The 14,162-nt window shown below is 38.1% G+C and carries 15 protein-coding genes and 1 pseudogene; 13 read left to right on the plus strand and 3 right to left on the minus strand.

Annotation, left to right across the window (positions count from 1 at the left end):
• Positions 1-206 precede the first annotated feature (206 nt).
• The 6 genes from CE058_RS00725 to CE058_RS00750 all read left to right on the plus strand — a co-directional run bounded on the left by CE058_RS00725 (position 207) and on the right by CE058_RS00750 (position 5,704).
• The gene (locus CE058_RS00725; protein WP_261391742.1) at positions 207-674 is read left to right on the plus strand and encodes a hypothetical protein; all 468 of its coding nucleotides are present in this window, start codon (positions 207-209) and stop codon (positions 672-674) included.
• 370 nt (positions 675-1,044) lie between these two features.
• Positions 1,045-2,808, plus strand: coding sequence for a Rieske (2Fe-2S) protein (locus CE058_RS00730; protein WP_163139620.1), 1,764 nt, complete (start codon positions 1,045-1,047; stop codon positions 2,806-2,808).
• A 513-nt stretch (positions 2,809-3,321) separates the two neighbouring features.
• Positions 3,322-3,528 carry a helix-turn-helix transcriptional regulator gene (locus CE058_RS00735; RefSeq protein ID WP_035329703.1) on the plus strand — a complete coding sequence of 69 codons (207 nt, stop codon included), beginning with the start codon at positions 3,322-3,324 and terminating at the stop codon, positions 3,526-3,528.
• Positions 3,525-3,959 carry a hypothetical protein gene (locus tag CE058_RS00740; RefSeq protein WP_163139622.1) on the plus strand — a complete coding sequence of 145 codons (435 nt, stop codon included), beginning with the start codon at positions 3,525-3,527 and terminating at the stop codon, positions 3,957-3,959. Before CE058_RS00735 ends, CE058_RS00740 begins: the two co-directional genes overlap by 4 nt.
• Positions 3,960-3,976: 17 nt before the next feature.
• Positions 3,977-4,519 carry a small multi-drug export protein gene (locus CE058_RS00745; RefSeq protein ID WP_248347719.1) on the plus strand — a complete coding sequence of 181 codons (543 nt, stop codon included), beginning with the start codon at positions 3,977-3,979 and terminating at the stop codon, positions 4,517-4,519.
• A gap of 336 nt (positions 4,520-4,855) precedes the next feature.
• Positions 4,856-5,704 (plus strand): sialate O-acetylesterase, encoded by an 849-nt coding sequence (locus CE058_RS00750; RefSeq protein WP_163139624.1) that lies wholly within the window; start codon positions 4,856-4,858, stop codon positions 5,702-5,704.
• Positions 5,705-6,038: 334 nt separating this feature from the next.
• On the opposite strand, the gene CE058_RS00755 is transcribed toward CE058_RS00750, so the two are convergent.
• Entirely contained in the window at positions 6,039-6,554 is a 516-nt protein-coding gene (locus tag CE058_RS00755) for a cupin domain-containing protein (protein WP_163139626.1), read from the minus strand.
• A 921-nt stretch (positions 6,555-7,475) separates the two neighbouring features.
• On the opposite strand from CE058_RS00755, the gene CE058_RS00760 reads away from it, so the two are divergent.
• Both CE058_RS00760 and CE058_RS00765 read left to right on the plus strand, forming a co-directional pair.
• Positions 7,476-7,898 (plus strand): VOC family protein, encoded by a 423-nt coding sequence (locus CE058_RS00760; RefSeq protein WP_048008610.1) that lies wholly within the window; start codon positions 7,476-7,478, stop codon positions 7,896-7,898.
• A gap of 120 nt (positions 7,899-8,018) precedes the next feature.
• On the plus strand, positions 8,019-8,186 hold the full coding sequence (locus tag CE058_RS00765) for a hypothetical protein (RefSeq protein ID WP_163139628.1): 168 nt from the start codon (positions 8,019-8,021) through the stop codon (positions 8,184-8,186).
• Positions 8,187-8,242: 56 nt separating this feature from the next.
• Here CE058_RS00765 and CE058_RS00770 read toward each other — a convergent pair whose 3' ends face one another.
• Positions 8,243-9,346, minus strand: a complete 1,104-nt coding sequence (locus CE058_RS00770; RefSeq protein ID WP_163139801.1) for a GerAB/ArcD/ProY family transporter — start codon at positions 9,344-9,346, stop codon at positions 8,243-8,245.
• Between the two features lie 906 nt (positions 9,347-10,252).
• Positions 10,253-10,606: a DoxX family protein gene (locus CE058_RS00775; RefSeq protein ID WP_163139630.1), complete on the minus strand. Its 354-nt coding sequence runs from the start codon at positions 10,604-10,606 to the stop codon at positions 10,253-10,255.
• A 112-nt stretch (positions 10,607-10,718) separates the two neighbouring features.
• Between CE058_RS00775 and CE058_RS00780 the strand changes: the two genes are divergently transcribed.
• From CE058_RS00780 to CE058_RS00800, 5 genes and pseudogenes are all read left to right on the plus strand, one after another.
• Positions 10,719-11,426 (plus strand): Crp/Fnr family transcriptional regulator, encoded by a 708-nt coding sequence (locus tag CE058_RS00780; protein WP_163139632.1) that lies wholly within the window; start codon positions 10,719-10,721, stop codon positions 11,424-11,426.
• A gap of 177 nt (positions 11,427-11,603) precedes the next feature.
• Positions 11,604-11,840 (plus strand): DUF896 domain-containing protein, encoded by a 237-nt coding sequence (locus CE058_RS00785; protein WP_163139634.1) that lies wholly within the window; start codon positions 11,604-11,606, stop codon positions 11,838-11,840.
• Between the two features lie 189 nt (positions 11,841-12,029).
• On the plus strand, positions 12,030-12,428 hold the full coding sequence (locus tag CE058_RS00790) for a DoxX family protein (protein ID WP_163139636.1): 399 nt from the start codon (positions 12,030-12,032) through the stop codon (positions 12,426-12,428).
• Between the two features lie 151 nt (positions 12,429-12,579).
• Positions 12,580-13,518: a ring-cleaving dioxygenase gene (locus CE058_RS00795; RefSeq protein ID WP_163139637.1), complete on the plus strand. Its 939-nt coding sequence runs from the start codon at positions 12,580-12,582 to the stop codon at positions 13,516-13,518.
• A gap of 23 nt (positions 13,519-13,541) precedes the next feature.
• Positions 13,542-14,149: pseudogene (locus CE058_RS00800) on the plus strand (flavin reductase family protein).
• The last annotated feature ends 13 nt before the right edge of the window (positions 14,150-14,162 follow it).

The following is a 14,162-nucleotide window of genomic DNA, read 5'->3' on the forward strand; positions in this document are numbered from 1 at the left end:
TTCTTTTATTGAGGGAGGTTTTGTTCAACAAAACAATTATATAATGATAATTGGGCATTGGTCCTCAAAAGGATAATTTCCCTTTTAGTTTTGTGTTTTTTTATATTCATTCGTTTTGGATGCACAATACATAACGAACATCGTCTAAATAGATAAACAGAAGCCTGCTCAGATATTGGTGCATTCTTTTTTAGGAGGAGACAATCATGAAGAAAAGGTACCATATTATAGCTCTCTTTGGTTTAATCATCACTGGGTGTACAAATAATGGTGTGACTCAAGAAGAACCTAAGCCACCTAAAGCCTTTATAGAAGTGGATAACGAAAGATTCGAAACTATACTTGGAACCTATTGCTGGTCGACGAAAGGTCAAGCCGAATGTGTGGATAAAGCTGGACCAATCGAGCTTTTGGAAGGAAGTGAACCAATTGAAGTAAGTCCTGGTGAAAGTGTAGCTTTTATTATGGAATATGAACCAAAACCAAATAAAATTCATGTTCTGCAAATAAGCAGCTCTGAAGAATCGGAAGTTAAAATAAGTAACAATCATTTCACAGCGCCTGCCCAAAAAGGGATTTATTACTATTCATATGGAGCCTGGTGGATGGATGAAAAGAAAGAGAACACATCTACTGGAGATGCTGATTATGCATTTGCCATAGAAGTAAAGTAATTTTTCTTCATTAGCTAACGGGTTAACGGGGCAGATTACTTTAAGAAGGTATCAGATAACACTCTTGCTTATAATCTGTGTATTAAATTCAGAATTGAAGGTTACCAGTCATAGTCGTTGTAAGAGGAGGCAATTCAAAAAACAGCTGAATAACCAAGAGGCGATTCAGATTCATAAGATTATCAATATATGAATGGTCATTGGAAGGGAGAGCATACCGATGTTAACCTTTGTTTTTGGGTAGATTCTCAGACTTTTGGATGAAAAAAGTCCACACCTATGAAGGATTCCTGTATTCCTTCAATAATATAAAATAATAGATAACAATTATTGTAAATCTTTTATGAATTCTTTAGGGAGAGTGATACCATTGTCAGAATTGATTTATGCCGGTTCATTAAAAACGCTTGAAGATGAAGGGGCAAAGGTTATTAAAGGTGGAAGTCATGCAATTGCCGTATTTGTTTACGAAAAACAAGTCTATGCGGTGGATAACCGCTGTCCGCATATGGGCTTTCCTCTCCATACAGGAAGTCTATGTGATGGGATTTTGACGTGTCACTGGCATCATGCCCGCTTTGATATAAAAAGCGGCGGAACCTTGGATCCATGGGCAGATGATGTCCCTACTTATCCTGTTGAGATCAAGGGGGATGAGGTTTGGGTTTATCCAGTTCCGTTTAATAAGGTGACAATCGAAAAATTAAGGCGGCGATTACGTGACGGCCTTGAGCAAAATATTAGTCTGGTCATCGCCAAATCAGTTGTCGGATTGATGGAAGCTGGTTTTCCAGAGACAGAGATAGCAAAAATCGGCGTCGAATTCGGAACAACACATCGGAGGGGTGGATGGGGATCGGGATTAACGATTTTAACAGCCATGACCAATGTATTGCCCAAATTGGATAAAACCGGACAGGTTTTAGCGCTGTTCCAAGGCCTGGTTCATGTTGCACGGGAAAGTTCCGGCATGGGAACACGCTTTTTGCTTGGATCCCTCCCTGTATCAAATGAAAAGAATACCCAATCATTCGAGCAATTATCAGAATGGTATCGTCATTGTGTGGAGGTGCGTGATTCACAGGGAGCTGAGCGGGTGCTATTGACCGCGGTACAATCGGGATTCTCAGACGAGCAGCTTGCTGACATGATGATGACAGCGGTTACGGATCATTTTTATGTAAATACAGGTCATACTCTTGATTTTCATAATAAAGCATTCGAGATTATAAATCAGATTGGTATTGAGCACCGGCCTTATGTATTGTCATCCTTGCTGCCTGGTATCAGTGATGTATCCCGCAGTGAAGAATCCCATAGCTGGCAATCACCTGTGAACCTGGTCAAACCCTTAAAGGAGGCGTTCCAGGAATTACCTGATATCCTTGCTGATGACACATCACGAGAAGACGTTGGTATAGATGAACCAGCTTTGGTTGAACAAATTTTATCAGATAACCCTATTAAAACGGTAAATATGATGAAGGATGCACTTAAAAACGGCGTCACTCCTTCCCGGTTAGCCCAGCTCGTAACTTTAGCGGCTGCTGATCGGATTTCCCGCTTCCATGTACAAAATGATTTCAGGGATTGGATCACTGTACTTCATACTTTTACCCACGCACATGCGGTACACGAATCGTTACGCCGCTCTGCTACACCTGAATTGACCCGGGCTGTTTTCCATGGAGCAATGAGTGTGTATCTTGATCGTTTTCTCAATACACCGTCTGCCAGAAGGCCGGAACCAAAAGATGTGGAAACTGAACCGCAGAATCCTTCAGAATTATTGGAGCTGATGAATCAGCAGCAGCAGGTTGCGGAATCAGCAAGATGGGTAGTGAATTACCTGGCACGCGGCGGTGATAAAAGCGAACTCTTCAATACGCTCGGTCACGCTTTACTAAGAGAGGATGCAGAGTTTCACTCATTTCAAATGTATGAAGCAGCAATGGTCGAACACGATCATTGGGAAAAAGAGGATTCAGAGCTTGCCAGGTATGCACAGGAAACATTGATCCTTGCAGTCACACGTTATCTGGCAGGGCATGCCCCAACTGCGAGAGAAATGCCGCATACAGCACAAATTGCCATGCGCCTCCACCGGGGAGAAAAATTATTTGAAGATGATTGATCAATCGATGACGAGTCATGATTCAGATGAGAAAGACAAATGATCGTATCATGCTGATTAACACTTTAATAAACCTGTATTAAAGGTGTCTAATCCCTTGTATATGAGGGGTTAGGCACTTTTTTAATATCATAATTAACGTTAAGAGCCTAAGGGGAGTGAAAAAATCATCATGACTATTATCCAACAAACTGGCCATATTGTTGAATAACTGCCTATATATTTTGATAAGCCTCAAAAAATATTTGATGAAAACATGTACCATCAGCTGTAAGGCGGCGAGATCATCGAATTAAAACCTTATATTCCGCAGGAACTTTAATGACAATCATGGGCAAGAGGGCTTCCATTACAAATTTGGAGGTTCTTTTTCTTTTCATAGATAAGTCCTTTTGGATAGCTATCATAATCTCAACTAAGTTAAGTGGTATGTAAAATGGAAAATATCCTTGACCTAATGTTAAGTATTCTTTACAATAAAGAGGCAGGAAATGGTAATAGGGGATGTTAAATATGCTGAGAAATAAAGTGAAGGAATTAAGAGCGAGGCATAATTATACTCAATCTGATTTAGGTAAATTGGTTGGAGCTACCCGCCAAACCATTGGCATGATTGAAAAAGGTGACTATGCTCCGTCTGTACTGTTGGCATTGAAAATTGCTAAAGCATTACGTGTCGATTTAGAGGAACTGTTTTGGATAGAGGGGGAGGATGAGTGATTATGGAACGTTTTTTGCGTTCACCTTTAACAATGAGTGTGTTTCTGATTGGGCTTGCGGTCATTTATTCGATGAGCATCGTTTTGGAGCAGCGGAATAACATGACGACTATTATTTTTGTTGCATATGCTATTTTTGTCATCATCTATTTCGGAACAATGGTTTATTTTAACCGTAAATTTCCAGAACGGAAGATTCGTATTCTTACCTTCATCCCGTATGAGCTGAAAGAAGAAGATGAAGGGCATCAATATATTACGTATCGTGCTTGTCGAAAAGTGTATATTTATTATTATTTTGCGATTCCGGCAGTGATTGTAGCGGTTTCACTGTTTAGGAAAGTCGAGTTGCTCCCTGTCATCGCTTTGACTGTACTTGGCATTGGGCAGTATTTTATTTTTTGGTCGGAAGTTAAAAAACTTTATGAATAAAGGGGAGGATGAAGGATATGTTTTTATCGTATATTTTTGTATTTCTTCTGGCGGCAATTCCGTTATTTGAACTTGTTGCTGTGATTCCACTGGCTATCATCGGGGGTCTATCTCCAGTTCTGACAGCGATACTTGCTTTTTTGGGGAATGCTCTGACAGTGGTTCTGTTAATTGTTTTTGTGGATCAAGTGAAGAAATGGATGAGAAAGCGAAAACAAAAAAAACGTATGCAAGATATTATGCATGTGGAAGAAGTTGCGGCAGCACAAGCTGATGCTGAAGGCATGGAAGAGTCGAAAAAAGGCAAACGGGCACGGGCACTTTTTGATAAGTATGGCTTACCTGGCTTAGCAATTATTGGCCCTTTTTTCGTTGGATCTCACATATCTGCGTTTATGGGAATGAGCTTTGGTTCGACAAGAAAGAGGGTAACCGGCTGGATGTTGACCAGTTTATTCCTTTGGACAGTCATTATGGCTGTAGCTTCAAGTTATGGAATCACCTATTTTATGCCTCATGTTGAAGAAGATGGTTTCTTAATCCGCCTATTCAGCAACTAACATTTCATTAGGGACTTTTAAGGTCCTTCATACTCATTCAGTAAGCAGGCGTTTTCCTGAGTAAGAAAGCGTCCTTTTTCTTTAGTAAGTGCTCTCTTGGTTCGGAGAATATGCTATATAATTCGGACAAATTCAGTTATTCTGCATGGTAAGGTGAGAAAGAAAAGGTAAGTATACTTTATACCCGCACCACTTCTAAGGATGAATGATAAGGTAAAGAGACGGCAGATGTATTACGGAAGGCAAAAAGGCGTATGAGTGTGATGCACATTGGCTTGTCTATTTATTATCAGGCCATTAAATTGAATTAAAACTCGACAGAAGGAAGGATACTCTATGAAATCTATACTGTTAATCGGACAATCCAACATGGCTGGCAGAGGATTTATGGACGATGTGTCTCCAATTTATAATGAGCACATAAATATGCTGCGAAACGGCAGATGGCAGATGATGGCGGAGCCAATTCATTTTGATCGCCACGTATCTGGTATTGGGCCGGCAGCCTCTTTTGCTCAGGCTTGGACAGAGGACCATTCAGGCGAGGGGATTGGGCTCATTCCATGTGCCGAGGGAGGAAGCTCTATTGATGATTGGGCAATAGATGGAGTTTTAACCAGGCATGCGATTTCTGAAGCAAAATTTGCAATGGAAACAAGTGAATTAGCGGGGATTCTATGGCATCAGGGAGAAAGCGACAGTTACGGAGAACGATATAAAACATACGAAGCCAAACTGCTTTCCTTATTCGAACACTTGAGAGAAGAATTGAATGCACCGGATATCCCGATCATTATAGGTGAGCTGGGGCATTATCTTGGACAGTCGGGATTTGGGAAAAGTGCGGCAGAATATAAACAAATAAATGAGATATTATCTAAAGTGGCTCATTCCGAAAAGAATTGCTTTTTCGTAACATCAAAAGGCTTAACGGCAAATCCAGATGGCATACATACTGATGCTGTTTCCCAAAGAAAGTTTGGATTAAGATACTATGATGCTTTTTCAAAACAAAAGCATGTTTTAGATACTTTAGATATAGAAGATGGATGGATTGAAAAGGCAGCAAAACGTGAACTAACGAAAAATGAACGTATATTTGTTGAAAGTACGAAGTTTGCCTTAGGAGAAATGAGTTTTGAGGAATTCTCTATTGCTGTCTCCAATATTAATGACGGTAAGTAATCAACAGGCGTCGCATTTCGTAAATAAGGAATGCGTCTGCTTTCATTTATAATAAAAGGCTAACTTCTTAAAAAAGGGCTCGGTCAAAAGAGCCCTTTGCCATTTTAAAGTTGAAGAGAAGCAAATTTAAATTTCCTATAAACCAAGAAGCAATGAAGGATTCAAATGTCCTTAGAAATGATTTGAACAAGGAGGACTAAATAGATCTGATTTTGAACACTAAATATAGGGGAGTTACCTCTCTTTTTTATGGAAATAGGGTGATTTCGAGAATGATTGCTTGTCTTAATAAGGATGGGATGCATGGCTGATTAAGACAAGCATTAGTAAATCTCTATTCAGGAATCCTTTCATATGCTAATTTTAAAATAACTTCCTTATATTGAGGGTATTTGGATAAAAGGTCTGCTTGTATGAATAGTTCAAAATCCTGAAAATCAAAGCCTGGAGAAACCATACAGCCTACTAGTGAGAATGTATCTGCCTCCATAACAGACGAACCAAAGATTGAATTTTTCGGCACTAAAGCTTGAGGTACTTCTCCATTATCAAGGTTTATTCCTAATTTAATTTCTTCATATTCACCATTTTCATTGATGATATGTATGATTAATGGACTTCCAGCGTGAAAATACCATAATTCATCCGATTTCAATCGATGAAAGTGGGACACATCGTTGGACGTTAATAAAAAATAAATGCTTGTATAGAGATTACGTGTTCCCGCAAAATTCACAGACAATTCTTGATCAGAAGTATATTCCTCTGATTGGAACGTTCTTTTATAATATCCTCCTTCTGGATGAGGAGTTAATCCAAGCTTTGAAACCCAATACTGCTCATTCTTCATTTAAAATGCTCCAATCCCTGCATAAATAAATACCAAAAAAGTTCCTTAAGTTTACTGAACTTAAGTAAGACTCCTATTTTTAAAATTCCTTATTTTTCCTTAGAAAAGTCATTATAATTTTTGAACCTTGAAGGCCACTTTTTCTTTTTTAAGTACTTTTCATTAAGTACTAAAATCTTCCCGCTCTCAGAGGGTATGTATTTTTTATAAACAGATTTATATTTTTCGAATGCCAAGTGCCCTAAAATATAAATTGGTAAAATAATGAAAATGAGGATTGCCAATTGCAGTAACCAGTTGAATTCATCTCCAATGATATAAATCGTCAATACAGCATGTGCTGCAAAAGAAACCATTAAGGTGAGAAGCACATTAGATAGATGAAAAGGGATCATATTATTTTTTTCCCGGAACATTCGCTCTAGTTCATTTTTGATAAAAAGTGTAGTAAATACAGATATCACAATAACAAAAAGGGAAACAAAATATGTAAGAACGGTGTACATGTTTTCCGCCCACGCTCCTTCAATGACAATAAAGAAAAAGCTGATCAACAATAATAATTACTATCGTTATCATGGTCTCAAACTGCTTTTTTATGGTGGCCACAATTAACACAGTTATGTATGAGATTAAAGGATTAAGACGCTTAGTATCTAAATCTTTGTTTTGTTCAGAAAAAAATTTATATTCATTGTAACATATAAAATGATAAAGATTTTAGCTGAACTAGAAGAAGAAAAGCGTGTAGATTTATTTAGATTCGCTTAGTAAATTCTTTATTCGGTCTACTTGAAACAGCACTTGTGACTATATGGTGCTGAATAATTAAAATTATCAGAATTTTAATGTAATTCATCTGCTTGTTGGTTATAATAATATTTGGAGTACATATCCAATAAAATTAGAGGAGCTGAAATCATGCAATTTATTCCTTATTTACAGTTGAACGGAAATGCAAGAGAAGCAATTGGATTTTACGAAAAGGTATTTCATGCCGAAAATTTAGGAGTGATTACTTTTGGTGAAATGCCTGCCAGCCCTGATTTTCCTTTGCCGGAGGATGCAAAAGACCTTGTTGCACACGGGACGATAAAGGTTGGTGAGTCAGCTATTATGTTTTCAGATACATTCCCAGGGCAGCCAGCTCAAGAGGGAAACCTAGTGACTATTTGTATTACCTTTGACCATGCAGATAAAGCCCGGCAAGTTTTTAATGCCTTACAGGATGGGGGAAAAGTTGAAATGCCGCTATCAGAAACAAGTTTTAGTCCTGCATACGGGGTTATTAAAGATAAATTCGATGTAACCTTTCAAATTTATACTGAAGGACATCAAGGTTAGTACATACGATATAGGAGAAAAACGGCTTTGCGAAAATATCAAAGCCGTTTTTTTTTGACTCGTTTATCTCATGCTATCAACATTATTGGTGTTTGTTAGTGGAAACATGCAGTTAAAACAATGATAGGAGTGGATAAAGAGAAATTAAAGAATGTGGCACGTGCCCTGATTTCAGGGGAATGGACTCTGGATCCTCTTGTTATTCCGAAAAAACCAAATAAATTTGCAGAAGTAAAGTACTTAAGCGAATACAAATATATTCAGCAATTTATTATGCTTGCCGGTTAAAGCCAAAGAAAATACATCCAGCAAGCATCAGACCCATCCCCATTTAGATAAGCATTTCATTTCTTTTTACCCTTCTTTTTTACCCTCTTGGCAATCATGATAGCGGCAAAGAACAAGGGGATATAAATGAATGTAAAGCCAAACCCTGCTTTCCCAAAATATTCATTAAACAGACTAATCTCTTCGCGCGTATTAATAAAGTTAATCAATAATAATAATGCACCCACAATAAAAAAAACACCGATTTTTTGTCTAATATTAAAGATCCTTTTGATAAGTCTCGAACAAATCCAGATGGCAATACACACATTCGGAAGCATAATTAAGTTCCAGTTTGCAATCCCAATATATTCGAAACGTTCCACAAAAGGCATTTCAACAATTTTCCACATGGTTAAAGTCGGCCAAACCTGTTTAGCAAGCTGATCTTCCGAATAATAGGCAAAGGTAATGACTGCTAAAATCGTATAGATCAGGGTAGTGGTTAAAACAGCAAGGTGGGCCCACTTTTTGGATTTCTTTGGTTCTTTTATAAAAGGATAAACGAACAAAATAATCTCAAAACCGATGAAGGTAAGCGACATATTGTAGGAACTGATGAGAAGTTCCTTAACGGAATGATCCCAAATTGGGAGGAGATTATAAAAATTTGAGAATTTAATGGCCCAGCCGAATGTCAGAAGGAGATAAGCCGGCAATACAAGACCAAAAAAGGCTATACCGACTACGGTTCTTAACCCTCCAAAAATGATATAAGTACAAAGTATCATGAAACCAAAGGAGAACCAGAAAGTGCTCAGATCCGGAAACATCCACACTTGAATGATTTCGATAAATGTTCGTGCGATAGCTAAGACATACAAAAAAAAGTAACCTATAAAAATGGAACTGATAGCTTTGCCGATCAAATTGCCCAGAAGGTACTTATGGGCTGTCACAAAATCTCCATCAACCGTTTCGGCAATTTTATAGATCATCCAAAGGATGACATGTATGCATCCCCCGGCAAACAGGATGGAAATCCAGGCATCATAGCCAGCATCCTTTGCGATGTCTCTCTGATAGCTAAGAACCCCAATGCCAATTTGCATGGACATAATTAAATAAAACACTAGAAATGGGGATATCTTCAATCTGTCTGGTATTGGCTGTTCCTTTATCTGGTTCACCTCCGTTTCATAATTTGGTATCTGGCTGTGGTAAAACTGCGTTCTCACTCCGGCGGTATTCATCAACTTTTTATCTTGTGTTCTTTTTTTGCTAAAGGGGATAGAATGTTTATTAAAGTAAGACCAAAGCGTACATTTGTTTTTTGACTATATTAAAAATTTATTGGAATAAAAAAGGATTTTTCCCATACCTCATGCTGGACTTCATCCTTAATCCTGTTTAGTCATAAGTAAATCACCATTATTTTCTGCATTACTCTTAATATTACCGGTGTTGGAAAACTTATGAATGGAAGGCAATAAAAAGTGAGGCGGTAAGTGGAAATATAGGGGAAATTTATGCCTGGCACTTACACAAATGATATAAAATATAGGAACTGTGCCAACGCCCATCTGCATTTGGATTATATGATAGGCTGGTTAGTTCACAAAGGAAACTGTATCCTCCCCTCAAAATTAGCGGGTAAGATCATTGGTGGAATCCATCTTTCTGTAATTCAGCGTAAAAAACATCATATATGACCTGGTTTCACAGCACCTTTCAAATGATGATTACAGTGTTCAGATATTGCAGCTAAAGCTTGAGTTGAACCGCAAAAATATAACCGCCACTAAAAAGTAGTCCAAGACACAGTTAGCATTCTGGCGGAAGTTCTATGCTTCAGCTTGGAGGATTATACAGGAACATTAAGATCATTCCCTTAACTTCCTATTAAAGAATTATGACCCCCGTCTTGAAATTAGATGGGGGTAGGGATGTTTGGAATATTTTAAGAATGGATCACTAAATTAGGTTTTCTCTTTGGGATAGCAGGCTTTCCGGAATGGTAACGATATGGCTAAGTTCATGAGTCTTCAAACTGAATGCCGGACAATATTAACGTGAGCTATTCTTGACTACTTACTGAATTGAAAAAAGGTGATTATAATAGCTAAAATCAGCATTGTTAAGGCATTTAATCCCATAATCGGTCTATGTCTGGCTCTTAAGAAGTGAGCGTGCAGGGCACCTAGCATAAGAATAGTAATGAGGGATCCTGAAAGCAAGATAAATTTAGGAAACCAAAATCCTATGATCAATCCGCCTACGCTCAATATTTCCAGGAAAGCAATTAATTGCATGAACCATAGGGGGTAGCGATATTCTCCCCAGTGCTTAACCATTGACTTGGTACGTGCTAATTTCATCGAAATGGATATGGTGAAAATAAAAATTAAAATAATTTGAATGATCATAGTTACAACATCCACAAAGTTTCCTCCTTTTGTATAATAGACGTAGCTGCTATGTATACATTCTAGGCTTGTTAGGTTAGTGAGTATGTAGTCTGGACTACATTCGGCAGAATTGGGGGAGAGGCATATGGATAAAATGAAGTATTTATCGAGAATACAGATTTTTAAGGATCTGGAATTGGAGGAATTAAAGAAATATGAACCGGTCACACCTATGAAAGTTGTGGAGAAAGGTACCGTTATTAGTTCTCCACATATGGATCAAAAGTTATTGTATTTAATCAAATCGGGTAAGGTTCGTTTGTATAGAATAACTGAGCGCGGGAAAGAGCTTACAGTTGATATTTTAGAAACGGGGCATGTGTTTGGAGAAATTGGTACTTTTACAACCGGTTCTGAAAATTTATATGCTGAGGCATGGGAGGATTCTGTTATTTGCAGAATAGATAGAGTGCAGTTTGAAAAAATAATACGTGAAAATCCAAGTATTTCTTTAAAGCTTCTTGAAATAATCTCCAGCCGCCTTAAGGAAGTCGAAGAGTTACTGGAGTATATGGCATATAGCAGTACAAGGAAACGGCTTTTATTCCTCTTAAATAAACTTACAGAGAAGTTTGGGGATAAATTGCCAAGCAGCAGTGCGGAAGAATGGGTTGCACTTGATATTTACATAACTCATCAAGAATTAGCATCGATGATGGGCAGTATCCGTGAAACAGTGACAGCACTTTTAAATGAATTTAATGCAGAAGGAATCGTGCGCAAATCAGGAAGGCGGGGAACCATGGAAGTTCATAGTGTACGCCTAAAATGTGCATTAAAAGAGGACGGATAAAAATCAGCACTTAATGAAGAGTGCATTAGATCAAATTAAAATACACGCAAAAATGATATATTCCATCTTTATAATCAAGAGAATAGTGTTGACTTATTTAATAAAATATATTATCTTTAATTCGAGATATTTTACTTCGAGATATCTTTCGATTTTTACTTGAAAGGAGTAAGTCTTATGCATGAGTTTCTAAGAAGAATAAATGAACTCGCAGCAAAAAGAAAGAAGGAAGGCTTAACACAAATTGAAAATGCAGAATTAAACATTTTGCGCTGTCAATATATCCAAGAATTTCGCGGCTCAATGGAAGAGCTGCTATTAAACACAACCATCGTTGATCCAATAGGAGATGATGTAACTCCTGAAAAATTAAAGAGAGCCCAGGCAAGACATAAAGTTAAGCCAATATGGTAAATCTTATGCTATCCAGAAAGCGCGCAGCAGTTACAAAGGGAACCACAAAAAACATTAATTTTAGGTAAGCTTATTAAATGCAGAGGAGCTGACGCATTAGTTCAATTTCACGAAATGATAAGAAAAAGCAAAAAAATTTTAATAAATTATCTCGAATTCGAGATAATTTAAAATTAGGAGGAAATAAAAATGATGGACTTAGGATTATTAATTATTAGGCTGGTAATTGGCATATTATTCGTTGGTCACGGAGCTCAAAAATTGTTTGGGTGGTTTGGGGGTCATGGATTAAAGGGAACCGGAGGCTGGTTTGAATCCATTGGGATGAAGCCGGGAGTAATGATGGCTCTTCTTGCAGGATCAGCAGAACTTATAGGGGGAATCTTGTTTGCATTAGGATTTTTAACTCCTCTCGCAGCACTAATGATTGCAGGAACTATGATCATGGCTATCGTTAAGGTGCATGGTCCAAATGGGTTATGGGCAACATCTAATGGATATGAATATAACTTAACGTTACTCTCTGTTGCCATTGGTATCACATTAATTGGCCCTGGCCAATATGCATTGGATTTCTTTTTATTCTAAACTATCCCGAATTAGAAATACCTCAAATAAAGCTTTCGAAAATTTTTGTTCCATTCCAGCTTGTATATGAATTGATTAACTGAATTGATATAGCAGGGCATGGCCTAGTCACAGAATATATTTAATCAAAGTTTAAAGGAGTGTTGAAGATATGGGTAAAAAAACAATGGGGATTCATCATATAACTGCAATTGTTGGCCATCCTCAGGAGAATGCAGATTTCTATGCTGGAGTTTTAGGATTGCGTTTAGTCAAGCAAACGGTCAATTTTGATGATCCCGGCACTTATCACCTTTACTTTGGAAATGAGGGCGGCAAGCCAGGAACAATCATTACGTTCTTTCCTTGGGAAGGTGCCCGTCAAGGGGTTATTGGCGATGGCCAGGTAGGAGTCACTTCGTATGTCGTTCCTTTAGGTGCCATGAAGTTTTGGGAAGAGAGGCTTGAAAAATTTAAAGTGCCTTATACAAAAATGGAACGGTTCGGAGAGCAATATTTGGAATTTGATGATCCTCATGGACTTCATTTGGAGATTGTTGAAAGAGAAGAAGGGGAAGTAAATTCCTGGACTTACGGGGATGTTACCCCTGAAGCAGCTATAAAAGGCTTCGGTGGAGCAACTCTCCTATCAACTCAGCCAGCGAAAACGGCTGACCTGCTGGAAAACATTATGGGACTCGAAGTTTTAGGTCAGGAAGGGGATTTTATCCGTTACCGATCTTCTGCTGATATTGGAAACATCATCGATCTTAAATTAACTCCAATTGGACGGGGACGAATGGGTGTGGGAACCGTCCATCATATTGCCTGGAGGGCTATTGATGATCAGGATCAATTGGATTGGCAAAAGTATGTTGCCGATAATGGATATGGGGTTACACCAGTTCAAGACCGAAACTACTTTAATGCGATCTATTTTAGGGAACATGGGGAAATTTTATTTGAAATTGTTACTGATCCTCCAGGGTTTGCCCATGATGAATCCCAGGAAACAATGGGCGGGAAATTAATGCTGCCTGAACAATATGAGCCGCAAAGGGATAAGATAGAAAGTGTTCTGCTTCCGTTTACAGTAAGAGAATTGGATTAAATTTTATAGAGGTGATGCCCGCTATGCTTTCAATTGACCCAGCTGACAATAGTGAAAGAGAAAATTACAAACTTTTAATAGGAAGCATCATACCAAGGCCCATTGCTTTTGTAACCACGATCTCAAATGAAGGTGTATTGAATGGGGCGCCATTCAGTTATTTCAATATCGTAACATCAAATCCCCCAATGATTTCCTTGGCGATTCAAAGAAATGAAGGAACACAGAAGGATACGGCCAGAAATATTATCAGCACAAAGGAATTTGTTGTTCATATTGTCGACGAGGACAATGTAGAAAAAATAAATATGACAGCTGCTTCACTGCCTCCTGATCAAAGTGAAATAGAATTAGCACAATTAACTCCAGCTGAAAGTACGAAAATTTCCGTGCCTGGAGTGATGGAAGCGAAAATCCGTATGGAGTGTACCTTGGAACAATCTCTTTCATTAGGAGGGACGGATACTCCTGGCTGTGATCTTATCATTGGAAAAGTTGTTCAATTTCATATTGATGAAAACATCTATGATAAGGGAAGAATTGATCCAAAGGGGCTTGCTGAGTGAGCCGTTTAGCTGGCATTCATTATGCAAAGATTGGCGAACTGTTTTCAATCGAAAGACCCAAGTAGAAATTAAGTCACT

Source organism: Bacillus sp. 22-7, from assembly GCF_010628845.1.
Taxonomy (GTDB): domain Bacteria; phylum Bacillota; class Bacilli; order Bacillales; family Cytobacillaceae; genus Cytobacillus; species Cytobacillus firmus_B.

Excerpts from the sequence above, each read along its gene's own strand:
- CE058_RS00725 (WP_261391742.1), top strand. The coding sequence starts at position 207 with ATGAAGAAAAGGTACCATATTATAGCTCTCTTTGGTTTAATCATCACT.
- CE058_RS00735 (WP_035329703.1), top strand. The coding sequence starts at position 3,322 with ATGCTGAGAAATAAAGTGAAGGAATTAAGAGCGAGGCATAATTATACT.
- CE058_RS00745 (WP_248347719.1), top strand. The coding sequence starts at position 3,977 with ATGTTTTTATCGTATATTTTTGTATTTCTTCTGGCGGCAATTCCGTTA.
- CE058_RS00750 (WP_163139624.1), top strand. The coding sequence starts at position 4,856 with ATGAAATCTATACTGTTAATCGGACAATCCAACATGGCTGGCAGAGGA.
- CE058_RS00755 (WP_163139626.1), bottom strand. The coding sequence starts at position 6,554 with ATGAAGAATGAGCAGTATTGGGTTTCAAAGCTTGGATTAACTCCTCAT.
- CE058_RS00760 (WP_048008610.1), top strand. The coding sequence starts at position 7,476 with ATGCAATTTATTCCTTATTTACAGTTGAACGGAAATGCAAGAGAAGCA.
- CE058_RS00765 (WP_163139628.1), top strand. The coding sequence starts at position 8,019 with ATGATAGGAGTGGATAAAGAGAAATTAAAGAATGTGGCACGTGCCCTG.
- CE058_RS00780 (WP_163139632.1), top strand. The coding sequence starts at position 10,719 with ATGGATAAAATGAAGTATTTATCGAGAATACAGATTTTTAAGGATCTG.
- CE058_RS00785 (WP_163139634.1), top strand. The coding sequence starts at position 11,604 with ATGCATGAGTTTCTAAGAAGAATAAATGAACTCGCAGCAAAAAGAAAG.
- CE058_RS00790 (WP_163139636.1), top strand. The coding sequence starts at position 12,030 with ATGATGGACTTAGGATTATTAATTATTAGGCTGGTAATTGGCATATTA.
- CE058_RS00795 (WP_163139637.1), top strand. The coding sequence starts at position 12,580 with ATGGGTAAAAAAACAATGGGGATTCATCATATAACTGCAATTGTTGGC.